Origin of the sequence: Streptomyces sp. NBC_01451 (assembly GCF_036227485.1) — a bacterium.
GTDB lineage: Bacteria > Actinomycetota > Actinomycetes > Streptomycetales > Streptomycetaceae > Streptomyces.
Map to the genome: position 1 here is coordinate 1,102,697 of NZ_CP109479.1, position 23,628 is coordinate 1,126,324.

22 protein-coding genes are annotated in these 23,628 nt (G+C 70.9%); 10 read left to right on the top strand and 12 right to left on the bottom strand.

Going from position 1 to position 23,628, the window contains the following annotated elements; all coding sequences use genetic code 11:
• Positions 1-13 precede the first annotated feature (13 nt).
• Together OG595_RS04885 and OG595_RS04890 are read right to left on the bottom strand one after the other, a co-directional pair.
• The gene (locus OG595_RS04885; protein ID WP_329282645.1) at positions 14-841 is read right to left on the bottom strand and encodes an intradiol ring-cleavage dioxygenase; all 828 of its coding nucleotides are present in this window, start codon (positions 839-841) and stop codon (positions 14-16) included.
• 121 nt (positions 842-962) lie between these two features.
• Entirely contained in the window at positions 963-2,702 is a 1,740-nt protein-coding gene (locus tag OG595_RS04890) for an FAD-dependent oxidoreductase (RefSeq protein WP_329268172.1), read from the bottom strand.
• 248 nt (positions 2,703-2,950) lie between these two features.
• Between OG595_RS04890 and OG595_RS04895 the strand changes: the two genes are divergently transcribed.
• Both OG595_RS04895 and OG595_RS04900 read left to right on the top strand, forming a co-directional pair.
• Positions 2,951-4,696, top strand: coding sequence for a helix-turn-helix domain-containing protein (locus OG595_RS04895; RefSeq protein WP_329268174.1), 1,746 nt, complete (start codon positions 2,951-2,953; stop codon positions 4,694-4,696).
• Between the two features lie 165 nt (positions 4,697-4,861).
• Positions 4,862-6,019: a Gfo/Idh/MocA family protein gene (locus OG595_RS04900; protein ID WP_329268175.1), complete on the top strand. Its 1,158-nt coding sequence runs from the start codon at positions 4,862-4,864 to the stop codon at positions 6,017-6,019.
• An 80-nt stretch (positions 6,020-6,099) separates the two neighbouring features.
• Here the strand turns inward: OG595_RS04900 and OG595_RS04905 are convergent, their stop codons facing one another.
• Together OG595_RS04905 and OG595_RS04910 are read right to left on the bottom strand one after the other, a co-directional pair.
• Positions 6,100-7,122 (bottom strand): LacI family DNA-binding transcriptional regulator, encoded by a 1,023-nt coding sequence (locus OG595_RS04905; protein WP_329268176.1) that lies wholly within the window; start codon positions 7,120-7,122, stop codon positions 6,100-6,102.
• Positions 7,123-7,189: 67 nt separating this feature from the next.
• A complete protein-coding gene (locus OG595_RS04910; protein WP_329268178.1) occupies positions 7,190-7,348 on the bottom strand; it encodes a hypothetical protein in 159 nt (52 codons plus the stop codon).
• Here OG595_RS04910 and OG595_RS04915 point away from each other — a divergent pair.
• The 3 genes from OG595_RS04915 (at position 7,338) to OG595_RS04925 (ending at position 10,371) form a co-directional block, all read left to right on the top strand.
• Positions 7,338-8,516, top strand: coding sequence for a phytanoyl-CoA dioxygenase family protein (locus OG595_RS04915; protein ID WP_329268180.1), 1,179 nt, complete (start codon positions 7,338-7,340; stop codon positions 8,514-8,516). The genes OG595_RS04910 and OG595_RS04915 overlap by 11 nt on opposite strands.
• A gap of 12 nt (positions 8,517-8,528) precedes the next feature.
• Positions 8,529-9,305: an SDR family oxidoreductase gene (locus OG595_RS04920; RefSeq protein ID WP_329268181.1), complete on the top strand. Its 777-nt coding sequence runs from the start codon at positions 8,529-8,531 to the stop codon at positions 9,303-9,305.
• Positions 9,306-9,366: 61 nt separating this feature from the next.
• The gene (locus OG595_RS04925) at positions 9,367-10,371 is read left to right on the top strand and encodes a Gfo/Idh/MocA family protein (RefSeq protein WP_329268184.1); all 1,005 of its coding nucleotides are present in this window, start codon (positions 9,367-9,369) and stop codon (positions 10,369-10,371) included.
• 36 nt (positions 10,372-10,407) lie between these two features.
• Here OG595_RS04925 and OG595_RS04930 read toward each other — a convergent pair whose 3' ends face one another.
• The 5 genes from OG595_RS04930 to OG595_RS04950 all read right to left on the bottom strand — a co-directional run bounded on the left by OG595_RS04930 (position 10,408) and on the right by OG595_RS04950 (position 15,453).
• Positions 10,408-11,427, bottom strand: a complete 1,020-nt coding sequence (locus tag OG595_RS04930) for a Gfo/Idh/MocA family protein (protein ID WP_329268186.1) — start codon at positions 11,425-11,427, stop codon at positions 10,408-10,410.
• A 118-nt stretch (positions 11,428-11,545) separates the two neighbouring features.
• Positions 11,546-12,448, bottom strand: coding sequence for a sugar phosphate isomerase/epimerase family protein (locus OG595_RS04935; protein ID WP_329268189.1), 903 nt, complete (start codon positions 12,446-12,448; stop codon positions 11,546-11,548).
• Positions 12,445-13,359 (bottom strand): ATP-binding cassette domain-containing protein, encoded by a 915-nt coding sequence (locus tag OG595_RS04940; protein ID WP_329268192.1) that lies wholly within the window; start codon positions 13,357-13,359, stop codon positions 12,445-12,447. Before OG595_RS04940 ends, OG595_RS04935 begins: the two co-directional genes overlap by 4 nt.
• 4 nt (positions 13,360-13,363) lie before the next feature.
• On the bottom strand, positions 13,364-14,440 hold the full coding sequence (locus tag OG595_RS04945) for an ABC transporter permease (protein ID WP_329268195.1): 1,077 nt from the start codon (positions 14,438-14,440) through the stop codon (positions 13,364-13,366).
• The gene (locus OG595_RS04950) at positions 14,440-15,453 is read right to left on the bottom strand and encodes a sugar ABC transporter substrate-binding protein (protein WP_329268198.1); all 1,014 of its coding nucleotides are present in this window, start codon (positions 15,451-15,453) and stop codon (positions 14,440-14,442) included. The genes OG595_RS04945 and OG595_RS04950 overlap by 1 nt, the downstream gene beginning before the upstream one ends.
• Before the next feature lie 284 nt (positions 15,454-15,737).
• Between OG595_RS04950 and iolC the strand changes: the two genes are divergently transcribed.
• From iolC to OG595_RS04975, 5 genes are all read left to right on the top strand, one after another.
• The gene (gene iolC / locus OG595_RS04955) at positions 15,738-16,703 is read left to right on the top strand and encodes a 5-dehydro-2-deoxygluconokinase (protein WP_329268200.1); all 966 of its coding nucleotides are present in this window, start codon (positions 15,738-15,740) and stop codon (positions 16,701-16,703) included.
• Between the two features lie 70 nt (positions 16,704-16,773).
• Positions 16,774-17,652: a Cgl0159 family (beta/alpha)8-fold protein gene (locus OG595_RS04960; RefSeq protein WP_329268202.1), complete on the top strand. Its 879-nt coding sequence runs from the start codon at positions 16,774-16,776 to the stop codon at positions 17,650-17,652.
• A 97-nt stretch (positions 17,653-17,749) separates the two neighbouring features.
• Positions 17,750-18,646, top strand: a complete 897-nt coding sequence (gene iolB / locus OG595_RS04965) for a 5-deoxy-glucuronate isomerase (protein ID WP_329268204.1) — start codon at positions 17,750-17,752, stop codon at positions 18,644-18,646.
• On the top strand, positions 18,646-20,523 hold the full coding sequence (iolD, locus tag OG595_RS04970; protein ID WP_329268205.1) for a 3D-(3,5/4)-trihydroxycyclohexane-1,2-dione acylhydrolase (decyclizing): 1,878 nt from the start codon (positions 18,646-18,648) through the stop codon (positions 20,521-20,523). The genes iolB and iolD overlap by 1 nt, the downstream gene beginning before the upstream one ends.
• Positions 20,524-20,603: 80 nt before the next feature.
• Positions 20,604-21,389 (top strand): GntR family transcriptional regulator, encoded by a 786-nt coding sequence (locus tag OG595_RS04975; protein ID WP_329268207.1) that lies wholly within the window; start codon positions 20,604-20,606, stop codon positions 21,387-21,389.
• A 75-nt stretch (positions 21,390-21,464) separates the two neighbouring features.
• Here the strand turns inward: OG595_RS04975 and OG595_RS04980 are convergent, their stop codons facing one another.
• From OG595_RS04980 to OG595_RS04990, 3 genes are all read right to left on the bottom strand, one after another.
• The gene (locus OG595_RS04980; RefSeq protein WP_329268209.1) at positions 21,465-21,701 is read right to left on the bottom strand and encodes a hypothetical protein; all 237 of its coding nucleotides are present in this window, start codon (positions 21,699-21,701) and stop codon (positions 21,465-21,467) included.
• The gene (locus tag OG595_RS04985) at positions 21,698-23,272 is read right to left on the bottom strand and encodes an amidohydrolase (RefSeq protein WP_329268211.1); all 1,575 of its coding nucleotides are present in this window, start codon (positions 23,270-23,272) and stop codon (positions 21,698-21,700) included. Before OG595_RS04985 ends, OG595_RS04980 begins: the two co-directional genes overlap by 4 nt.
• 81 nt (positions 23,273-23,353) lie before the next feature.
• Positions 23,354-23,569 carry an MbtH family protein gene (locus OG595_RS04990; RefSeq protein ID WP_329268213.1) on the bottom strand — a complete coding sequence of 72 codons (216 nt, stop codon included), beginning with the start codon at positions 23,567-23,569 and terminating at the stop codon, positions 23,354-23,356.
• Positions 23,570-23,628 lie beyond the last annotated feature (59 nt).

Sequence of the window (23,628 nt, forward strand, 5' to 3'; positions counted from 1 at the left end):
TCCGTCGCACCGGTCACGACTTCTCCCCCGACTTCTCCAGCACGAGGTCGAAGCGTGCGTGGCGGAAGGGGTTCGCGACGCCGAACTCGGCTGCCAGGGAAGGGTCGTCGGTCTCGGTGAAGTCCTGGACCAGGCTCTGCTTCACCGCGAACACGGCGTCCGAGTCGAGGTAGTCGCTGCCCGCCACGAAGATGTGGGTGGTGACGGGCTCGTGGCCCTCGGCCGTGGCGATGAAGTGAATGTGGGCGGGGCGGTAGGGGTGCCGGCCGGTGGCGTGGAGCAGGCCGCCGACCGGGCCGTCCGTCGGGATCGGGTACGGGCTCGGCACGCAGGTGCGGAACCAGAAGCGGCCCTCCGCGTCCGCGGTGAAGAGCCCGCGGCCGTTGCCCGGCGGCTGGACGTCCGGCTGCTGGACGTCGTAGTAGCCCTCGGCGTCGGCCTGCCAGACGTCGAGTACCGCTCCGGGCAACGGAGTTCCGTCCCGGTCGAGCACCCGTCCGCTGACCACGCACGGCTCACCGGTGCCCACCAGGTCGATGTCGGCGCCGAGTTCCCGTACCGGCGACTCGGTCATGTGGAAGGGCCCGAGCACGGTCGACTCGGTGGCGCCCGGGTCGCGGTGGCCGTTGAGGGTCTCCACGAGCATCGAGACGCCGAGGACGTCCGACAGGAGGATGAACTCCTGCCGGGTGTCGGTACAGGTCTGCCCGGTCGCCGTCAGGAAGCCGATGGCCCGCTCCCACTCCTCCATCGTCGGCTCGGTCTCCCGTACGAAGGCGTGGAGGTGCCGGGTGAGGGCGGTCAGCAGCTCGCGCAGGCGCGGGTCGGCGGTCCCGCGCATGCTGTCGACGACGGCCTCGGTGACGGCGGTGGTGAATCCGGCGCCCTCACCGCCGTCACCGCCCGCACCGCCGCCGCTCGTCCTGGGTTCAGTGGTCATTCCGCGCTCCTCGTCCCGTACGTCAGGCATGTCCGAGGATCTGTCGCAGGGCGTCCGTCAGCAACTGTTCGGCGTTCTCGGCCGCTTCGGCGTGTCGGAAGGCGACGAACCCGTCCAGGCGTACGAGGAGCACGCCCGCGTCGGACACCTCGCTGAGTCCGGCCCAGTCGCCGTACGGGTCCTCGTACTCCTGGCCGGGTCCGACGACGACCGTGACGATGTCGAGGGGCTGCGCCTTCGCCGCGTGCACCCAGGCGTCGCCGCCGATGCCGGTGAGGAGGGTGAAGCGGCCCCGGCCCACGGTGTCGAGGGTGGACAGGGTGCGGGTGCCGGAGGTGAGCCAGGCGTGCGGGAGTCTGGCGCCGGGGCGGGTGGAGGGCTGGTGGTGCAGTTCGGGGTCGCGGGCGAAGCCGGGGTCGGGGGTGCCGTCGGGGACGATCGCGGCGGACTCGTAGCGCTGGTTGAGGTCGACTCCGTGGGCGTTGAACTCGTACACCTTGGCGGCGATCGCCTCGCGCAGCCGGGCGCGCTGCTTCGCCGCCGCCTCCGTGGCGTCCTTGCGGGCGGCGATGTTGGCCCACAGCTCCTCCGGGGTCTGCGGGGAGAGCCCGTCGAGCGCCTCGAAGATCGGGGCGGTCTCGGCGATGGACTTGTTGGCGCGGGTGACGATCTGCCTGCCGACGGGGGCGCGTTCGGCGGTGTAGCTGTCGAGCAGCGAGGGGGCCGCGACGCCGTCGAGGACCAGTTTCAGCTTCCAGGCCAGGTTGTAGGCGTCCTGGATGGAGGTGTTCGAGCCGAGCCCGTTGGACGGCGGGTGCCGGTGGACGGCGTCGCCGGCGCAGAGGACGCGCCCGGAGGCGTAGGTCTCGGCGTACATCTCGTTGACCGTCCACGCCGAGGACGACCTGATGGTCACGGGGATGTCGTCGTCGCCGACGAGCCTGCGGACGATCGATTCCGCGTACTCGGTGGTGAGGTCGGGGGCACCGGCGGTCACGTCGTAGCCCCAGACGATCATCCACTCGTTCCAGGGGCGGACGTTGCGGACGAGGCCCGCGCCGATCCCGCCGACGGTCGCACCGGGGGCCAGGACCCAGTAGAGGGTGGAGGGGCGGTGGGCCGTGTACCGGGTGAGGTCGGCGTCGAAGACGATGTTGATGCTGCCCGCGACGCCCATCTGGCCGCCCATGGGCAGTCCGGCGTCCTCGGCGACCTTGGAACGGCCGCCGTCGGCGCCGATCAGATAGCGGGCGCGGATCTCGTACGTGTCCCCGCGCAGCCGGTCGCGGACGGTGACGGTGACACCGTCCGCATCCTGAGTGTGCGTCAGATACTCGGTCTGGAAACGGAGTTGGGTGCCGCGCGCGACGGCCGCGTCGACGAGGACCGGCTCCATCAGGTGCTGCGGCATGTCGCACATACGGGTGGGGCTGGCCAGTTCGTGCGCCGCTTGGACGAGCGGGTCGTTGCCCCAGGAGCGGACCCGGCCCAGCTCCTCGCCGGCCAGGCTCGTACAGAAGGTGGTGTTGCCCATCAGGTGCTGGGGGGTGGCCCTGGCGATCACGTCCCGCTCCACGCCGAGGTCGCGCAGGACCTCCATCGTGCGCTGGTTGGTGATGTGCGCGCGGGGCGTGTCGGCGAGGCTCGCGTACCGGGTGACGACGATGTTGGGCACGCCGTAGGTGCTCAGCGCGAGCGCGGCCGACGCCCCGGCCGGGCCGCTGCCCACGATCAGGACGTCGGTGTCGACAACGGTAGGCACGGGAGCACTCCAAACGGTGGACGGGCCGTGCCCGGGAACAGCCGGGCGGCCATCCATGATCGTGGAGCGGCACGGCCGTTCACGGGTGTCTCAATTCGAGACACCCGGTACTTCCCGGTAGCTGTTCCAGTACCTGCTTCCGGTGTCTGTTCCGCTGTCGGTTCCGGTGCCACTTCCCGTGCCTGTTCGGCCGTTCTCGACACCTCTTCGGCGGTTGCCGGGCCCGGCCCGATACGGTGAGTGGTGCCATGACCACAGCCGAAGTGTCTCCTTCTCTCCTCCTGCTCAGTCAGGCACGCCAGCGGTTCCTGACCGGGCGCCCGCTGCCCGACGACGTCCCCGACGAGACCGTCGCGGCCTGGCGGCGCGCCCGCTTCCTCGGGGTACGGCACGACGTGCGTCAGGCCGACTCCGTCGACGGACCGGCCCTCGGGTCGGCGTTGCTCGCCGCGGCCCGGCCCGTCCTCGAACGGCTCGCCCCGGCCCTCGGCGGCCGGTCGGCGCTGCTGCTCACCGACGAACGGCTGCGGGTGCTGTGGACGGCGGGCGACGCGCCCGGAGGCGAGTTGCTCGGCGATCTGGCCGAGCGGGAGGTCGGGCACAACAGCGCGGCGCTCGCCCTGCGCATCCGGCGGCGCGCCGAGGTGCACGGCCCCGAGCACTTCCTCGACGTGTGGCAGGACGTGTCGGCGGTCAGCGTGCCGGTGTTCGCCCCGGAGTCCGGCCGGCCCCTCGGCACGATCACGGTCGCCTCCGGACTGTGCGCCGACGCGGGTCCGCATCCGGACGCCGCCCTGGCGGAGGCGGCAGCGGCGGCGGTGGAGGCGGAGTTGCTGACCCGCTCCCGCGCGGCCGAGCGGGCTCTCCTCGACGCCTACGCACGCGCGGCGCGCGTACCGGGAGGCGGACAGAGCGGCGGGCAGGAGCGCGCGGTGGTGGCGCTGGACGGGCGCAACCGCCTGGTCAGCGAGGCGGCGGTACGGCTGGTGTCGCCGCAGGTGCTGGAGACGCTGGAACGGGGCGCGCGGGCACTGTTGCACTCGTCGGCGCCTGTCGAGTCGTACGACATCGCGCTGCCCGAAGGGGCGGGCTGCACCGCCGAGTTCCGTCCGGTGCGGGAACGGGGCGACGGCCGGGTGCTCGGGATCGTCGCCCTGCTGGAGCCGGTCGTGGAGGGGGCGGCGGTACGGGCGGTGCCGCGGCCGGTGGCGGGACGGCTGGCCGGGAGTTCGGTGCCGTGGCTCTACGCGGTCGGCCGGGCAGGGGAGTTGGCGCACGGCAGCGAACCGCTTCTGCTGACCGGGGAGCGCGGATCCGGCAAGACCGCGCTGGCCCGCGAGCTGCTGGGCGGCGCCGAGCCGCTGGTGCTCGACGCCGCCGAGGCACCGGAACTCGGTCTGGGCGAGGTCGAGTTGCCGAGGTCCCGCCCACTGCTCCTCCGGCACGCCGAGCGACTGGCCCAGTCGGATGTCGCCGCGCTGAACGGCCTCCTCGACGAGCGTCCGGACGTCCATCTGCTGACCACGTACACCCCAGGCGCTCCCCCGGGCCCCTGCCTTCAGCGGCTCCTGGACACGCTGGCCGCCCGCTCCGTGACCGTGCCGGCGCTGCGTGAACGCCCCGAGGACATAAGGGAGTTGCTCCCGGCCCTGGCTCCGAAGCCGGCCGCCGGGACACCGCCGCTCACCTGGACGCTGGACGCGCTGCGGGCGCTGGAGCGGTATCCGTGGCCGGGGAACCTCACCGAACTCGCCCATCTGGTGCGGACGTTGGCGGAGAACCGGCGGGTGTCGGGGCCGGTCGGGCGGGCCGAACTCCCGGACCCGGTAAGGGAAGGGCCCGCAGCGCGCCCGCTCAACCCGATGGAGCAGGCCGAGCGCACGGCGATCCTGGAGGCGCTGCGCCGCAACGGCGGCAACAAGGCCCGTACGGCGACGGCCCTGGGCATCGCCCGCGCGACGCTGTACCGGAAGCTGCGCGAGTACCGGGCCTGAGGAGGCCGGCCGCACAGCCCCGGGTCGGGTGGCACCGCCGTCCCGCCGACCGGCAACCGCACACCCCCCAGTGGTCCATATGTCCTGTCAAAGTATTGACAGGAAAGGCCGACGGCACCGAGTGTGGGCGGGAAACGTTCTGGACCGGTCCAAAGAGGGGCTGTCATGGCAAGTACGCTCGGTGTCGCCGTCGTGGGATTCGGCTGGATGGGACGGGTGCACACCCAGGCGTACGTCCGCCTGCCGCACCACTTCCCCCGGCTGGGACTGCGGCCCGAACTGGTCATGGTCGCCGAGGAGGTGCCGGGCCGGGCCGAGGAGGCCGCCGCCCAGTTCGGGTTCGCGTCGACGGCCCGTGACTGGCGTGCCGTGGCCGCCGACCCGCGCGTGCAGGCGGTGAGCATCACCGCGCCGAACTTCCTGCACCGGGAGATCGGCGTCGCGATGGCCGAGGCGGGCAAGCACATCTGGATCGAGAAGCCGGTCGGCCTCACCGCGGCGGACGCCGGCGCGGTGGCCGACGCCGTCGCCAAGTCCGGTGTCCAGGGCACAGTCGGCTTCAACTACCGCAACGCGCCGGCCGTGGAGCGGGCCCGGCAGCTCATCGCGTCCGGCGAGATCGGCACGGTCACACATGTCCGCGTCCGCCTCTTCAGCGACTACGCGGCCCACCCGGACGGCGCCCTGACCTGGCGGTACGAGCGGGAGCGCGGCGGCAGCGGAGTGCTGGGCGATCTCGCCTCGCACGGCGTGGACCTGGCCCGCTTCCTGCTCGGCGACATCGCCGCGCTCACCGCCGACAGTGCCGTCTTCGTGCCCGAGCGGTCCCGTCCGACGGGCGCCACGGCCGGTCACACGCGGGCCTCGGGCGGCGAGCTGGGCCCGGTGGAGAACGAGGACTACGTCTCCTGCCTGCTGCGTTTCGCCTCCGGCGCCCGGGGGGTCCTGGAGGCGTGCCGGGTGTCGGTCGGCGAGCAGAACAACTACGGCTTCGAGGTGCACGGCACGAAGGGCGCGGTCTTCTGGGACTTCCGCCGGATGAACGAGCTGGGCCTGAGCAGCGGTACGTCGTACCAGGACCAGCCGGTCAGTACGGTGTTCGTCGGTCCGGGCGACGGGGAGTTCGGGGCGTTCCAGCCGGGGGCGGCGAACGCGATGGGGTACGACGACCTGAAGGTCATCGAAGCACACCGTTTTGTGCGGTCGGTGGCTGAAGGGACGCCTTACGGAGCCACGTTGACGGACGCGGTGCACAGCGCCGCCGCGCTGGACGCGATGAGCCGGTCCGTGGAGTCGGGGGCGTGGGTCACGCTCGGGGCGTGACGGACGGGGTGGCGGATGCGGTGTCGCGGCCGCGGGTCCGCCGTGGCCTGTCGCGTGGTTCCCCGTGTCCCTGAAGGCACTCAGCGCGGCGGCATGTTGTACGGCGTGACCACCTGGATCGCGGACGGCAGGGTCGGGCCGGCGGGCGGGAGGGCGCCGTGGGCCCGCATGACCGTACGGCAGGCCTCGTGCATGTCCTGGCGGAGGTCGTGGTGCAGTACGCAGGACAGGCGGTGCTCGCGCAGGAGGCGGGTGTTGTCGTGGTCGAGGTCGTGGGCGACGAACACCGCGCACTCGCGGCCCAGGTCCTCGAAGGCCCGGAGCGTCGCGATGTTGCCGCCGCCGATCGAGTAGACCGCCCTGATGTCGGGGTCGCGTTTCAGGGCGTCCCGGACCAGGTCGTACTGGGTGGCGTCCAGGCCCTGCCCCTCGGTGATCTCGACAAGGGCGCGCTCGGGGTGCCGGGCCCGCATGGCACCCCGGAAACCCATCTCGCGCTCCTCCTCGTTGCGGAAGAAGCCGCTGCTGAGGCTGGTCAGCACGTTGCCGGGGCGTTCGCCGAGCCACTGGCCCATGAGGTAGGCGGCGGTGGCGCCCGCGGCCCGGTTGTCTATGCCGACGTAGGCGAGGCGGGCGCTGGAGGGCAGGTCGGTCACCAGGGTGACGACGGGGATGCCGACGGCCACCAGCCGGCCGACGGCGGCCGTGATCTCGGGTACGTCCGGTGCCTTGAGGATGACGCCCTGCGATCCGCGCCGGGCGACACGGTCGAGGGCCGCCACCAGTTCCGCCACCGGGCCGGTCTCACGGAAGTGGAAGCGGGAACGCACGACGGCCGGGTGGAGGGCGGGCAGTTCCGCTTCCAGGGCGGCCCGGACCGCGGTGGTGAACCGCTCGGGCGCCTGCATCACGATGTCGATCATGAACGTACGGCCGACCAGCCGGACCTGGGTGCGCTGCCTGTCCAGGTCGGCGATGGCCTGCCGCACCTCCCGCCGGGTGCTCTCGCGCACGCCGCCCCGGCCGTTCAGGACGCGGTCGACGGTGGCCTCGCTGAGGCCCGCCTGCCGCGCGATCTCCCGGATCGGAAAGGGGTGGCCCATGGGGAGGTTCCTCGGCTTCCGCTTGAGGGGTTTTTGATGGCTGCCTGCTGGTTGTTTGACGAGTTTGTCATGACAACAATGACAGCAAGTACAGCATTCGGTCGTCGTGAACGGCGTCGGCGATGTCGGCGACATCGCCGACGCCGATGTGGCCATGTGCCGTGTCTCTGCTGCCGCTGATGTCGCCGATGTCGCTGATCGAGAGAAGGACGACGATGTCCCTCACCGCCGCACAACGCCGCGCGTGGCTGTCCGAGCAGGACTGCGATCTCGACGCCTTCCGCGCCGAGGTCGAACGGACGACCGACGCCGCCGACTACCCGTACGCGACCGCCGTCCGCGAGAACGTCCTCGTCTACGACAGCGAGCGGCTGCGCGCCGCCGTCACCACGCCGGGCGGACGCCGGGAGGTCCTGGCGGAACTTGTCCGGGCGCTCACCGACGGACCCGGCGTCCTCGTCCTCCAGCGGGCCTTCGCCGAACTTCCGGTCGTGGACCGCGCGACCGCCGTCTTCGAGGCGCTCATCGCCGGCCGGCGCGCCGCCGGGACCGTCGCGGGCGACCACTTCGCCAAGCCCGGGGCCAACGACCGGGTGTGGAACGCCCTGGAGAAGACGGCCCTGCACGCTCCGGAGGCGTTCGCCGACTACTACGCCAACGACATGATCGCCCTCGTCTCGACCGCCTGGCTCGGCCCCGGCTACCAGGTGACCTCGCAGATCAACGTCGTCAACCCCGGTGGCGCCGCGCAGAGCCCGCACCGCGACTACCACCTCGGCTTCCTGTCCAACGAGGCGGCAGCCGCCTACCCGGCACACGTCCACCGGCTGTCCCCCGTGCTGACACTGCAGGGCGCGGTCGCCCACTGCGACATGCCCGTGGAGTCCGGTCCGACGCTCTACCTGCCCTACTCGCACTCCTACGAGCCCGGCTATCTGGCCTGGCGGCTCCCGGAGTTCAGGGCGTACTTCGACGCCCGTCACGTCCAGCTGCCACTGGCCAAGGGCGACGCGGCGTTCTTCAACCCGGCGCTCTTCCACGCGGCCGGCACCAACCGTTCCACGGACATCCGCCGGATGGCGAACCTCCTCCAGGTGTCCTCCGGCTTCGGGCGGGCCATGGAGACCGTGGACCGAGAGGCGATCGTGAACGCGGTCTACCCCGTGCTTCTCGCGCGCCGGGCCGAGGGAGCGGGCGACGCCTGGCTGGAGGCGGTCGTCGCGGCCTCGGCCGAGGGCTACCCCTTCCCCACCAACCTCGACCGGGATCCCCCGGTCGACGGCCTGGCCCCGCCCTCGCAGGCGGACCTCGTGCGGCGTGCGCTGCGCGAGGAGTGGACCCCCGAGTCGCTCCGGGAGGCCCTGCGGGCCGGCGCCGAACGACGTGAGAGCTGAGGAACCGGAAGCATGGGCCTTCTTCAGGACAAGGTCGTCCTCGTCAACGGCGGCAGCCAGGGCGTCGGGGCGGCCGTCGCCCGGGCCGCCGTCCGCGAGGGCGCCGTCGTCGCGGTCACCGGGCGCCGCCCGGAGCCGGGCGAGGCGCTGGTCGCTGAGCTGACGGCGGCGGGCGGCAAGGCCATGTACGTACGCGCCGACCTCTCCGACGCCGGACAGGCGAAGGCCTCCGTGGCCGAGGTGGTCGCCGCCCACGGACGGATCGACTGCCTGGTCAACTCCGCGGGCCTGACCTCGCGCGGCACTCTGCTGGACACCACGCCCGAGCTGTTCGACGCGCACATCGCGATCAACCTCAAGGGCCCGTTCTTCGCCATGCAGGCGGCGGTGGCCGACATGGTGGCGCGCAAGGCGCCCGGCACGATCGTCAACATCATCACGTCGTCGGCGCACGGCGGGCAGCCCTTCCTGGCCCCGTACGTCGCCGCGAAGGCCGGGCTCGTCGGCCTGACCCGGAACGCGGCGCACGCCCACCGCTGGGACCGGGTCCGCATCAACGGCCTGAACATCGGCTGGACGGCGACCGAGGGCGAGGACGCCACCCAGCGGTCCTTCCACGGAGCGGGCGACGACTGGCTCGACCAGGCCGCCCAACGCCTGCCCATGGGCAAGCTCGGCCAGCCGGACGAGATCGCCGACTTCGTGGTCCTCCTGCTCTCCGACCGGTCCGGCGTGGTCACCGGTTCGGTGATCGACTGGGACCAGAACGTCCTGGGCGGCCTGGACTGACCTTCTTCTTCTCCTCCCCCGGCAAGACACCCGCACCATCCACCAAGGAGCAGCACAGCCCATGCGTATCGGAATCCTCGGCCTCGGCCGCATCGGCGCCTTCCACGCCGAGACCCTCTCCGGTCTCGACGCCGTCGACTCCCTCGTCGTCAGCGACCCGTTCGCGGAGGCCGCCAAGGCCGCCGCGGAGCGCTTCGGCGCCCAGGTGGCGGACTCCCCCGAGGCCCTCCTGGCCGCCGGTGTCGACGGCGTCGTCGTCGCCGCCGCGACGGACGCCCACCCGTCCCTGATCCTCGCCGCCGTCGAGGCGGGCATCCCGGTGTTCTGCGAGAAGCCGGTGGCCCGCTCGATGGCCGAGGGCGTCGCGGTGCTGAACGCGGTCAAGGACAGCGGCGTCGAGATCCAGATCGGCTACCAGCGCCGCTTCGACGCGGGCTTCACCGCCGCCCGCGACGCCGTGCGGAGCGGCGAGCTGGGTCTCCTGCACTCCATCCGGCAGACCACGCTGGACCCGGCGCCGCCGCCGGCCGCGTACATCGCCGCCTCCGGTGGCATCTTCCGGGACTGTTCGGTCCACGACTTCGACATCCTGCGCTGGGTGACGGGCCGCGAGGTGACCGAGGTGTACGCGGTCGGCGGCAACCGGGGTGCCGACTACATCAAGGACGCGGGCGACGCCGACACCACCGGCGCGATCCTCACCCTGGACGACGGCACGATCGCCGTGGTCTCCAACTCCCGTCACAACGCCCGGGGTTACGACGTCCGCATGGACGTGCACGGCTTCAAGGACAGCATCTCGGTGGGCCTGGAGGACAAGCTCCCGCTGCGCTCCGTGGAGCCGGGTGTCACCTTCCCGGCGGGCGTCCCGCACGACTTCTTCATGGACCGGTTCATCCCGGCCTACCGCGCCGAGCTGACGGCGTTCACGGAGGTCGTCGCGGGCACCCTGACGTCGCCGTGCACGGTCGCCGAGGCGCTGGAGGCGGGGTGGATCGCGGACGCGTGCACGCTGTCGCTCCAGGAGCACCGTCCGGTGCGCATCGAGGAGGTACGGACCGTCTGAGCAGGTCCGGTCGCACGTCCGGCCCGCGCTGCCGCCTCAGCGGTACAGCGCGGGCCGTTCGACGAGTTCCACCTCGACGCGCCGGCCTTCGGTACGCGCGCGTACGCCGGCCTCGCAGACCGCGGCCACCGCGTAACCGTCCCAGACACCGGGCCCGGTGACCTCGCCGCGCCGGGTGGCGTCGACCCATGCCTGGACCTCACTGTCGTACGCGTCCTCGAACCGCTCGACGAAGTCCTGAGCGATGCTCCCGCCCCACTGCCCGGCCGAGTTGACGACCATGCCGTGGCCGTCGCCGATCCGCGCGGTGCCGCGCTCGCAGACCACCTCGGCCTGCACCTGGTACCCGAAACCGCAGTTGACGTTGATCTCGACGTCGACGATGGCCCCGCCGTCGGTCTCCATCACGACGAACTGCGGATCCTGAAGCCCTTCCGGCGCGTTCCCCGACGGCCTCGGACACAGCACGGTGACCGCGGTGATCTCCTGTCCGAGGAGCCACCGGGTCACGTCCATCTCGTGCACCACGGAGTCGTTGATGTGCATCGCGCTGGTCCACCAGGGCGGGGAGGCCACGTTGCGATGCCGGTTGTGCAGCATGAGCGGCCGGCCCAACTCCCCTGTGTCGAGGAGCGACTTGAGCTTCAGGTACTCGGCGTCGTACCGCCGCATGAACCCGACCTGGACAAGGCGTCGCCCCAGCCTCCGTTCGGCCTCCAGCACCCGCAGCGCGGAAGCCGCGTCGGGCGTGAGCGGCTTCTCGCACAGCACCGGCAGGCCGTACGAGAACGCCGCGAGCAGGGCCGCCTCGTGGGCGGCCCCGGGCGAGGCGACGAGCACGGCGTCGACATCGGCCGCCGCCATGGCGGCGGCCGGGTCCGTGTACGCCGTACAGCCCTCGATCCCGGCCGCGATCAGCTCGGCGCGCCCGGGATCAAGGTCCACGACGGCGACCACCCGGGCACCACTGGTGACTTCCTCGATACGGCGAACGTGATCGGCACCCATCTTGCCGGTACCGATCACGGCCACGCCGAGCGCGTCATGGTGCTTCATGGAGAAACGGTGCCCCTTTACGGCTTGGGGCGAGGTCTCTGAGGGTAGGGGCGCGGGGAACTGCGCGACCGGCCACAGACAACCCGCACCCTACGAACCACCCATGAACTGCCTGCGTCTACGCTCCGCAGGAGCGAAGGAACTGCCGAGTCCGCACAGCAATGGGCAACGGCTTGTCCGGTTCGCACGGATACATGTCCTGCTCCACTATGGCGAACAGGTCCACACCAAGGCCCTGCGCAGCAGTAAGCACAGGCCCCAACTCCGGTACCCCAGAGGGAGGTTCACACATGACCCCCCGCTGAACGGCCGGCCCGAACGGCACCCCGTTCTCGACCACGTCGGCCAGGATCCCCGGATCCACCTGCTTGAGGTGCAGATACCCGATCCGCTCACCGTACGTCTCGATCAGCTTGACACTGTCGCCCCCGCAGTAGGCGTAGTGCCCGGTGTCCAGGCACAGGTTGACCACGGCGGAGTCCGTGGCGTCGAGGAACCGCTCCACGTGCGCCTCGGTGTCGATGTGGGTGTCGGCGTGCGGATGGACGACGATGTCCAGGCCGTACGCCTCCTTCACCTCACGCCCGAGGCGTTCCATGCCCCGGGAGAGGTGACCCCACTGCTCGGCGGTCAGCTCCGGCGGCTCCAGGATCTCCGCCGTCTTGTCGTCCCGCCAGAACGAGGGGATGACGACCAGGTGCTTCGCGTCCATCGCCCGGGTGAGCGCGGCGACCTGACTGACGTGCTCCCAGGTCGACTCCCACTCGGACGGACCCCGGTGCAGGCCGGTGAAGACCGTGCCGGCCGACACCTTGAGGTCGCGCTTGGCGATCTCGTCCGTCAGACGGGCCGGGTCGGTCGGCAGATAGCCGTACGGGCCCAGTTCGATCCATCGGTAGCCGGCCTCGGAGACCTCGTCCAGGAAGCGTTCCCAGGGCACCTGTACCGGGTCGTCGGGGAACCAGACACCCCAGGAGTCCGGCGCCGAGCCGACCCGGATGCGGTCGAGCGGGGCCGTCATGTCGTCGTCCCCTTCGAAGGGGTCGCGGTGGGTGTCTGGAGGTCTTCGGCTTCGGGGAGTTCGTCGACGTCGACGCCGCGTACCTGGGCCAGTTCGTGTTTGAGGGCGGCGAGTTCGGCGCCGCCGGCCATGTGGTTGGTGAGTTCTTCGAGGGTGACGTCGCTGCGGGCGGCGGAGAGTTCCATGGTGCCCAGGCGCAGGACGCTGAAGTGGTCGCCGACCATGTAGGCGTGGTGGGGGTTGTGGGTGATGAAGATGACGCCGAGGCCTTTGTCGCGGGCGGCGGCGATGTACTTCAGGACCACACCGGACTGCTTGACGCCCAGGGCGGCCGTCGGCTCGTCGAGGATCAGGACGCGGGCGCCGAAGTAGACGGCGCGGGCGATGGCGACGGACTGGCGCTGGCCGCCGGAGAGGGTGCCGATGGGCTGGTCGAGGTCGTCCAGGACGATGCCCATGTTGCGCAGTTCCGCGTCCGCGGTCTGTTTCATCTTCTCGATGTCGAGACGGCGCACGGGCCAGGGGCCCTTGGTCATCTCGGAGCCGAGGAAGAAGTTGCGCCACACCGGCATCAGCGGGACGGTCGCCAGATCCTGGTAGACGGTCGCGATACCGGCGTCCAGCGCCTCACGGGGGGTGGCGAAGTGGACGGGGCTGCCGTCGACGAGGACCTCCCCCTCGGTGTGCTGGTGCAGCCCGGAGATGATTTTGATCAGCGTGGACTTGCCGGCGCCGTTGTCGCCCAGCACGCAGGTGACCTGGCCGGAGCGCACGGCGAGGTCGACGCCGTGCAGGGCGCGGATGTTGCCGTACGCCTTGCCGGCGCCGCGCAGCTCGACGATCGGCGCGGCGTCCGCCGGCGGACTCTCCTGCGTGAGCGTGCCGTTGGGGGAGGTTTCGTTGGTTGTCATCAGTTCACCTCCGGGTCGCCTGGCGGCGGACCCACAGATTGACGAGGGCGGCGACCAGGAGCATCACGCCGAGGAACGCCTTGAACCAGTCCGGGTTCCAGTTGGCGTAGACGATGCCCTGGGAGACCATGCCGAAGATGAAGGCGCCGATGACCGGGCCGATCGCGGAGCCGTAGCCGCCGGTCAGCAGGCAGCCGCCGATGACCGCGGCGATGATGTACAGGAACTCGTTGCCGACGCCCTCGCCGGACTGCACCGTGTTGAACGAGAACAGCAGGTGCATGCCCACGAACCAGGCGCCCGCGCCCACGCCCATGAACAGGGCGATCTTCGTGAACCTCACCGGGACACCGACCGCGCGGGCACTGTCCTGGCTGCCGCCGACCGCGAAGATCCAGTTGCCGAACCTGGTGCGCAGCAGCAGCCAGGTCGCGATCGCGGCGAACACCAGCCAGTACACGATCGTGATCTTGAAGCTGACGTCACCGATGGTGAACTCGGAGGCGAAGACCTTCTTGGCCTGGTCGAAGCCGTCCATGTCGGCGATCGAGTCGGACGCCACGTTTCCCGTGAAGATCTTCGTGACGGCGAGGTTGGCACCCTGCAGGATCAAAAACGAGCCCAGGGTGACCAGGAAGCTCGGCAGCCCGGTCTTGATCAGCAGCCAGCCGTTGAACGCCCCCACCGCCAGCGACACGATCAACGCGACGACCACACCGGTCCACACGTTCACCGACAACTGGAAACTCAGGATCGCGGCGGTCAGCGCCGAGGTGGTGACCGCGACACCGGCGGACAGGTCGAACTCCCCGCCGATCATCAACAACGCCACCGGCAACGCCATGATGCCCATCACGGAGGCCTGGTAGAGCACCGTCGCCAGCGCGCTCGTCTCCCGGAAGGAAGGCGCCACCGCGAAGAAGAACAGATACACACCGATCGCCGCGATCAGCGCACCCACCTCGGGACGGCCGAGCAGCCTCCGCCCCAGGGACCGCTGGTTGGTGCGGCCGTCCTTCTGAGTGGCCGGCGGAGCCGACGGCGAGGAACTCGCCGTCGGTGCCGTTGCCTGACTCGACATCACCGAGTGCCCTTCGCGGCGAACGCGGCGATCTTCTCGACGTTGGACTTGTCGACGAACGCCGGGCCCGTCAGGACGGGCTGCTCGCCGCCACCGCTGTAGTTGCCGTTGTTCTTGAAGAGCCACATCGAGTCGACGGCCAAGTAGCCCTGGAGGTAGGGCTGCTGGTCCACCGCGAACTGGATGTCGCCCTTCGTGATGGCGTCGGTCATCTCCTTGTTGAGGTCGAAGGTCGCGACCTTGGCCTTGCTGTTGGCGTCGCCCACCGACTGCACCGCGGTCAGCGCGTAGCTGGCGCCGAGCGTGACGACGTAGTCGATCGCCTTGTCCTGGTTGAGCTTTGCCGTGATCGTCGACTTCACGGACGGCATGTCGGTGCCGTTGACGTTGAGGACCTCCAGCGTGCCGGTGAACGTCTTCTTGACACCGTCACAGCGCTGGGTGAGGCCGACGTTGCCCTGCTCCTGGATCACACAGACGGCCTTCTTGGAGCCGAGTTCGTTCAGCTTCTTGCCGAACGCCTCGCCCGCGACGGACTCGTCCTGACCGAAGAACTGCTGGAGACCCAGCCTCTTCCAGTCGCTCAGGCCCGAGTTGAGTCCGACGACGGGGATGCCCGCCGCCGTCGCCTTGGCCACGACATCCTTCATGGCGTCAGGCTTGGCCAGCGTGATGGCGATGCCGTCGACCTTCTGGGCGATCGCGTTGTCGACGAGGTTGGCCTGGTTGCCCGCGTTCGGGTCGGCCGAGTAGACGAGCTTGATGTTGTCCTTGTCCGCGGCGGCCTGGGCACCCTTGCGGACGATGTCCCAGAAGGTGTCGCCGGGCGCCTGGTGGGTGACCAGGGCGACGGTCATACGAGGGGTGGTGGCCTTGCCCGCCGAGGCGTCGGTGCCGCCGTCCTCGGACTTTTTGCCGCCGGAACTGCTGGAGCAGCCCGCGAGGACCAAGGCCGCTGCCGCGGCAGCGGCAACGACGGGGGCGATTCTGCGGGAGCGAGAAGAGCGGTCCATCTTTCCTGCACCTCACTGTGCGACCGGGGAGAGGGTGGGGATCTTAGCGATCCCGGGCCCGGGTCCCGGAGGTCCGGGCCGTGTGCCGCGAACACGGCAGTCGTGTTGGGACCGAATCCAAATCCTTGGAACTGTCCGCTGTCAATACTTTGTTAAGACATCATTTCACGAGCAGGTCAGAATGTAAGAACAAACCCTTGACAGCGTCACCCTCCGAGTCCTACACCTGGGGGGACGACAGGCCCCTCGGGACCCGCATCCTCCGCAGCTCGAAGGAGCATCGCATGACCGAGTCAGCCCCGCCCTTCGACCTGGTCACCATGGGCCGCATCGGAGTTGATCTTTATCCGCTGCAGTCCGGCGCACCGCTGACACTAGTGCAGACGTTCGGGAAATTTCTCGGTGGGTCCGCCGCCAACGTCGCGGTCGCGGGGGCCCGTCTGGGCCGCTCAGCGGCCGTCGTCACCCGTACCGGTGCGGACGCCTTCGGCGACTACCTGCACCAGGCACTGAGGGAGTTCGGGGTCGACGACCGCTGGGTCACACCGGTCGACGGCCTGCCGACCCCGGTCACGTTCTGCGAGCTCTTCCCGCCGGACGATTTCCCGCTGTACTTCTACCGTCGGCCCACCGCCCCCGACCTGCAGATACACACCGACGAGCTGGACTTCTTCGGCATCCGGGCCGCCCGCGTCTTCTGGATCACCGGCACCGGTCTGAGCGAGGAACCCAGCCGCTCGGCCACGCTCGCCGCCCTCAAGGCCCGCGACCGGGCGGGCGTCACCGTGTTCGACCTGGACTGGCGTCCAGCGTTCTGGAACGACCCGGAGGAAGCCCGCCCCTACTACGCCGAGGCCCTGCGCCACGCGACCGTGGCGGTGGGCAACGTCGACGAGTGCGAGATCGCCACCGGTGTACGCGAACCACGGGCCTGCGCCGAGGCGTTGCTGGCGGCCGGGGCCGAGCTGGCCGTCGTCAAGCAGGGCCCCAAGGGCGTACTGGCGATGCACCGCGACGGCACCGGCGCCGAGGTCCCGCCGGTGCCCGTCGAGGTCGTCAACGGCCTGGGCGCGGGTGACGCGTTCGGCGGTGCCCTGTGCCACGGGCTGCTGTCCGGCTGGGAGCTGGAGCGGACCATGCGGTACGCCAACGCGGCCGGCGCCCTCGTCGCCTCCCGTCTCGCCTGCTCGTCCGCGATGCCGACCGGGTCCGAGGTGGACACCCTCCTGGCGAGCGGATCGCCCCGATGAGCGGACGCCGGACCGCGACGATCCCGGGGGCGCCCGCACAGGCGCCCCGCACCCCTGAACGGAGCCCGTCTTGACCATCAGCGTCGCCGACCTCGCCACGGTCAGGGCCCGGCACCCGGAGGCCGTCGCGGAGGCCGCCGCCCGTCGGGTCCGGCGACCGCTGATCGGCGACAGCGGACGGCTCATGATCGTGGCCGCCGACCATCCGGCGCGCGGCGCCCTGGGCGTCGGAGACCGCCCGCTCGCCATGGCGAACCGCGCCGACCTGCTGGAACGCCTCTGCGTGGCGCTCTCGCGGCCCGGTGTGGACGGGGTGCTGGCGACCGCCGACATCCTGGACGACCTGCTGCTGCTCGGGGTGCTGGACGACAAGGTCGTCATGGGGTCGATGAACCGCGGCGGGCTGGCCGGGGCGGTCTTCGAGATGGACGACCGCTTCACCGGGCACCGCGCCCAGGACATCGCCCGGCTGCGCTTCGACGCGGGCAAGCTGCTGCTGCGCATCAACTACGACGACCCGGGTTCGCTCACCACGCTGGAGTCCACCGCCCGGGCCGTGGACGAGATGGCGGCGCGCCGACTGCCGTTGTTCGTCGAGCCGTTCATCTCGCGCCGGGTCGACGGCCGGGTGCGCAGCGATCTGTCCGCCGAGGCGGTCACTCGCTCTATCGCCATAGCGTCGGGGCTCGGCGGCACCTCCGCCCACACCTGGCTGAAACTCCCCGTCACCGACGACCCGGACGACATGGCCGGGGTGCTGGAGACGTCGACACTGCCCGCGGTGCTGCTGGGCGGCGAGGTCGGGGACGACCAGGAGGGCGCGTACGAGCGCTGGCGCAAGGGGCTGCGGCTGCCGACCGTGCAGGGGCTGGTCGTGGGCCGGTCGCTGCTCTACCCGTCATCGGGCAGTGTGGAGGCAGCCGTGGACACGGCGGTGGGACTGCTGTGAACCGAATCAACAACGACACCGCCGTAAACCGAGATGACAAGGGTATGGCCGTGAACAGGGTCAACACAGGATCCGCTGTGAACAGGAGTGACAGATCATGACCACCGCCTACCACCTCCCGGCCGGCAAGGCTCTCGGCGGCCCGTACGTCGTCGACGTCAACCCCGAGAAGGCCGGCTGGGGCTACTCCAGCCTCCGGGTGCTGGAGCTGCCCCCGGGCGGCTCGCACGCCTTCTCCACCGGCGACAGCGAGTGGATCGCACTGTCCCTGAACGGCGCCTGCACGGTCGAGACGACCGACGACTTCGGCCACTCCACCTTCGAGGTGCACGGCCGCGACAGCGTGTTCTGCGGCGTCAGCGACTTCGTGTACATGCCCCGTGACGCCCGTACGACCATCACCTCCGCCGCGGGCGGGCGCTTCGCGCTCACCGGCGCGCGCTGCACCCGCAGGCTGCCCGCCCGTTACGGGCCCGCCTCGTCCGTCCCGGTGGAGCTGCGCGGCACCGGGAACTCCTCCCGGCAGGTCAACAACTTCGGCGCGGCCGGCGTCTTCGAGTGCGACAAGCTGATCGCCGTAGAGGTGATCACCCCCGGCGGGAACTGGTCGTCCTTCCCGCCACACAAGCACGACGAGCACCGCCCGGGCGAGGAGTCGGTCCTCGAAGAGATCTACTACTTCGAGTTCGCCGACCACGAGGGCACGCCCGGCCTCGGCTACCAGCGGGTGTCCCCGTCCGGACAGGGCCGGAACACGGATGTGCTGGCCGAGGTGCGCGGCGGGGACGTCGTCCTCATCCCCGACGGCTGGCACGGGCCCTCCATGGCCGTGCCCGGCCACCACATGTACTACCTCAACGTCATGGCGGGCCCCGAGGCCGACCGCGCCTGGCTGATCTGCGACCACCCCGATCACGCCTGGGTCCGCGGCACCTGGCCCGAGCAGCCCGTCGACCCCCGTCTGCCCCTCTACACGGCCCCGGAGAAGTCCTGATGAGCACCACCCCTGTCCGCCGTCTCACCGTCGCCCAGGCGCTGGTGCGGTTCCTGTCCGTGCAGTACACCGAGCGCGACGGCGTGCGCCAACGGCTGATCGCCGGTACCTGGGGCATTTTCGGCCACGGCAATGTGGCGGGCCTCGGTCAGGCGCTCCTGGAGGCCGGTGAGGACGCGATGCCGTTCCACCAGGGCCGCAACGAGCAGGCGATGGTCCACGCGGCCGTCGGTTACGCCCGCCAGCTGAACCGGCTCTCGGCACAGGCCATCACCACCTCCATCGGCCCGGGCGCGACCAACCTGGTCACCGGCGCCGCCCTCGCCACGATCAACCGCCTCCCGGTGCTCCTCCTCCCCGGCGACTACTTCGCGACGCGCACCGCGGACCCCCTGCTCCAGCAGCTGGAGCACCCGGTCGAGGCCGACCTGTCCGTCAACGACACGCTGCGTCCGGTCTCGCGCTACTTCGACCGGGTGACACGCCCCGAGGCGCTGATCCCGTCCGCGCTGAACGCCGTACGCGTGCTCACGGACCCGGTGGAGACCGGCGCCGTCACGCTCTCCCTGCCGCAGGACGTGCAGGCGGAGGCGTACGACTGGCCGGAGGAGTTCTTCGCCGAGCGCGTCTGGCACGTCCGGCGTCCCGCGCCCGACCCGTACGAGCTGGCCGAGGCGGTCCGGGCGATCCGCGCCGCCGGGCGCCCGCTGATCGTCGCGGGCGGCGGCATCCACCACAGCCAGGCCGAGGAGGCGCTGAAGTCCCTGGTGGACGCCACCGGCATCCCTGTCGCGTCCACGCAGGCCGGCAAGGGTTCCCTGCGCCACGACCACCCCGCCGACCTGGGCGGTATCGGCCACACCGGTACGGCCGTCAGCGACGACCTGGCCCGCACCGCCGACCTGGTCATCGGCGTCGGCACCCGCTACACCGACTTCACGACCGCCTCGAACACCCTGTTCCAGAATCCCGGCGTGCGGTTCCTCAACCTCAACATCGCCGCCTTCGACGCCCACAAGCTGGCGGCGCGGACGCTGGTCTGCGACGCGCGGGCGGGACTCACGGCGTTGACGGAGGCGTTGTCCGGTCACCGTGTGAACTCGGCTTACGAGGCCGAGTACGGCGTCGGCAAGGAACGCTGGGAGCAGGTTGTCGACGCCGCTCTCAGCGCTTCCGACGAGAACGTCGTCCCCACCCAGACCCAGGTGCTGGGCGCGCTCGACTCGGTGGTCGGGGACGACGACGTGATCATCAACGCGGCCGGTTCGCTCCCCGGTGACCTGCACAAACTGTGGCGGGCCCGCAGCCCCCGCCAGTACCACCTGGAGTACGGCTACTCCTGCATGGGCTACGAGATCCCGGCGGGGATCGGCGTCCAGCAGGCAGCCCCGGACACCCCGGTCTGGTCGCTGGTCGGCGACGGCACCTATCTGATGATGCCGACGGAGATCGTCACCGCCGTCCAGGAGGGCCTGCCGGTCAACCTGGTCCTCATCCAGAACCACGGGTACGCCTCCATCGGCGGCCTCTCCGAGTCGGTCGGCGGCGAGCGCTTCGGCACCCCCTACCGCTACCGGGCCGCCGACGGCACCTTCACCGGCGCCCCGCTGCCGGTCGACCTGGCGGCGAACGCGGCCAGCCTCGGCATGGATGTCCTGCGCGCCAAGACCGTGGGCGAACTGCGCACGGCCCTGGCCACGGCCCGCGCCTCGGACCGGCCGACCTGCGTGTACGTCGAGACGGACCCGACGCCGACCGCTCCCCCGGCGGAGGCCTGGTGGGACGTACCGGTCGCCGAGACCGCCACCCGCGAGTCCGCCGTACAGGCCCGCGAGGAGTACGAACGCCAGGTCGCCGACCGCCGCCGGCATCTCTGACCCCCGGTGGACGAAGGCATCAACCTCGTTCACCGCAGCCGCTCCTGACGCATCGTCATCAACTGAAGGGAGGTGCCCCGGTGGCGACACCCGGTGATCGTGCCCGCGGGGTGTCCGGCTCCCCGCTGGACACCCTGGACTTCACGCTGGACCGCTCCAGCCCCGTCCCGCTCTACTACCAGCTGGCCCAGCAGCTGGAGGCGGCGATCGAGCACGGGGTGCTGGCGCCGGGCAATCTCCTGGGCAACGAGATCGACCTGTCGGTCCGCCTCGGCCTGTCCCGGCCCACGGTCCGCCAGGCGATCCAGTCCCTGGTGGACAAGGGCCTGCTGGTACGCAGGCGGGGCGTCGGTACGCAGGTGGTGCACAGCCAGGTCAAGCGCCCGCTCGAACTGAGCAGTCTGTACGACGACCTGGAGACGGCCGGCCAGGGGCCCACCACGCAGGTCGTGCGCAACGAGCGGCAGCCGGCGACCGCCGAGGTCGCCGCGGCCCTCGGGGTGAAGGAGGGCAGCGAGGTCGTCGTGCTGGAGCGGCTGCGCTGCGCGCACGGGGAACCGGTGGCGTTCCTCTGCAACTATCTGCCCTCGGGCCTCCTCGAACTCGACGCCTCCCGACTGGAGTCGACGGGCCTGTACCGGATGATGCGCAGCGCGGGCATCACCCTGCACAGCGCCCGCCAGACCGTCGGCGCCCGCTCGGCCACGGCGGCGGAGGCCCGACGCCTGGAGGAGGCGGAGGGTGCCGCCATGCTCACCATGCAGCGCACGGCGTACGACGACACCGGACGGGCCGTGGAGTTCGGCACGCACATCTACCGGGCGTCGCGCTACGCCTTCGACTTCCAGTTGCTGATGCGCCCCTGAGCCGTCCGCAGAGCGGTCCCCGCCGCCGTCCTCCCTGTTCCTCTGTTCCTGTTCCCGTTCCCGTCACTCGTACGGTTATCGGGAGCAGGGGCGTCCGGGGTACTCCGCGCTCTCCGGCACGCCCGCCGCGCGCATCCGGCGCAGCACCTCGCCCCGGATCTCCTCGTCGTCGATGTAGAGCGGGCAGTTGACGTCCCGGTCGAACACCAGGGTGTCACCGGCAGTGTCCCAGAGCACCCACCGGGGAGCGTGGGGCGAGTCCTGCCACAGCTGGGTGTACTCGCCGATGACGTCCGTCGTCGGAGCGCTCACAGCGTTCCCTCCTCGTTCTCCCGGCCGTCGACGAGTGTCGCCACGACCTCGATGTCCCCGATGCGCGAGCTGTCGACGCTTCGGGGGTCGTCTCCCAGCACGACCAGATCGGCCCGTTTGCCGGGCGTGACGCTGCCCGCGCTGTCCTCCCAGTGGCAGGCGTGGGCGCCGTCGATCGTGTAGGCGCGCAGCGCCTCGTCGACGGTGATGCCTTCGTCCGGTCCGATCAACTGCCCTGACAGCGAAGCTCGTTCGACCATGAACTGCATGGCCCGCAGCGGCGACCCGTCCGCCACCGGCCGGTCGGAACTCCCCACCAGCCGGATGCCGTGCTCCAGGAACCCCCGCCCCCGGTACAGCCAGGGCGCCCGTTCCTCCCCCATGATCGCCGCGTAGTCGTCGCCGAAGTACCGCAGGAAGTTGGGCTGTACGACGGCTGTCGCCCCGAGCCGTGCCAGCCGGGGCAGCTGGTCGGGCCGGATCAGCCCGGCGTGCTCGATCCGGTGCCGGGCACCCGGCCGGGGCCGCAGCCGCTGTGCCTCCTCCAGCGCGTCGAGCGCGACGTCGGCGGCGCGGTCGCCGATGGCGTGCACGGCGAGCTGCCAACCGGCGAGATGCCCGTCCACGATGGTCCGCGTGAGGAGTTCGGGGTCCTCCTGCAACTGCCCTGCGGTGTCCAGCCCTTGATAGGGACTGGTGAGCGCGGCGGTGCGGGCCATCATGCCTCCGTCGGTGTACACCTTCAGCGCGCCGACGGACAGCCAGTCGTCACCGAATCCGGTACGCAGCCCGAGGTCGAGGGCGCGCGGGATGCCGTCGGCCTCGTGGGCGGTGACGGAGTGCAGCCGGTCGGCGGCCACCATCAGCTGGACGCGCAAGGGCAACAGGCCACGTTCCCTGGCGAGTTGGTAGGCGCCCAGTTCGACCGGGCTGTTGCCCAGCAGGGCGCCGCCGATGCCCGCCTCGGCGCACGCGGTGACGCCCTCGGCCAGACAGGCGCGGGCGGCCCGTCCGATCGACTCCGCCAACTCCCCCTGGGAGTGCGGCAGCCGAAGGGCCCGGGCCGCGCCCATGGCCCCCTCGGCGAGGAAGGCTCCCTCGTGCGGGACGACACCGGGCAGCAGTTCCAGCACCGGGCTGCTGACCGCGCAGCCGTGTCCGGAGTCGTGCATGAGCAGCACCTTGCGCCCACTGGCGGCCTTGTCGAGCTCGGCGAGGGTCAGGTGCCGGCCGAGCCCTCGCTGGTCGTACCCCGCGACGTCCACCCAGGCGCCGGGAGGCACCCGCGCCGCTGCCTCCGCGACGACCGCGAGCACGTCCTCGACCCGGACGCACGGCGCCACCGTGGGGGTGGCCGCCTTGAACCCCGTCCAGGCGAGGTGCACATGGCTGTCGATGAACCCGGGCAGCACGGTCGCGCCCTGGAGGTCGATCACCCGCTGCGCGGGCAGCCCGGTCACCGCCTCGTCCAGTCCCACGATCCGGCCCCGCCAGATGCCCAGGTCGTGGGCGACGGGGTGGTCGGGGTCCATGGTGAGGACGCGGGCGTTGGTCAGTCGCGTGGTGAGCATGGGGAGTCGGTTCCTCGTTCCGGTACTGAAGCCGATCTGATCCGATCCGTCCGATCGAAACCGTCCGATCGGATCGGGGCTTCAGACTGCCCGCTCCATGCGCTCCGCCAGGCTCTTGGGCCGCATGTCCGTCCAGTTGGTCTCGATGTGGTCCAGGCACTCCTGGCGGGGCGCCGGGCCGTGGACGACGGTCCAGCCGGCCGGTACGTCGACGAAGTCCGGCCACAGGCTGTGCTGGCCCTCGTCGTTGACGAGCACGCGGTAGACGCCGTCGGGGTTCTCGAAGGGGTTGGTCATGGGATGTTCCTCTCTCAGTGGATCGTGGGTCGGGGATCAGGAGATCAGGTGGTCGAGGG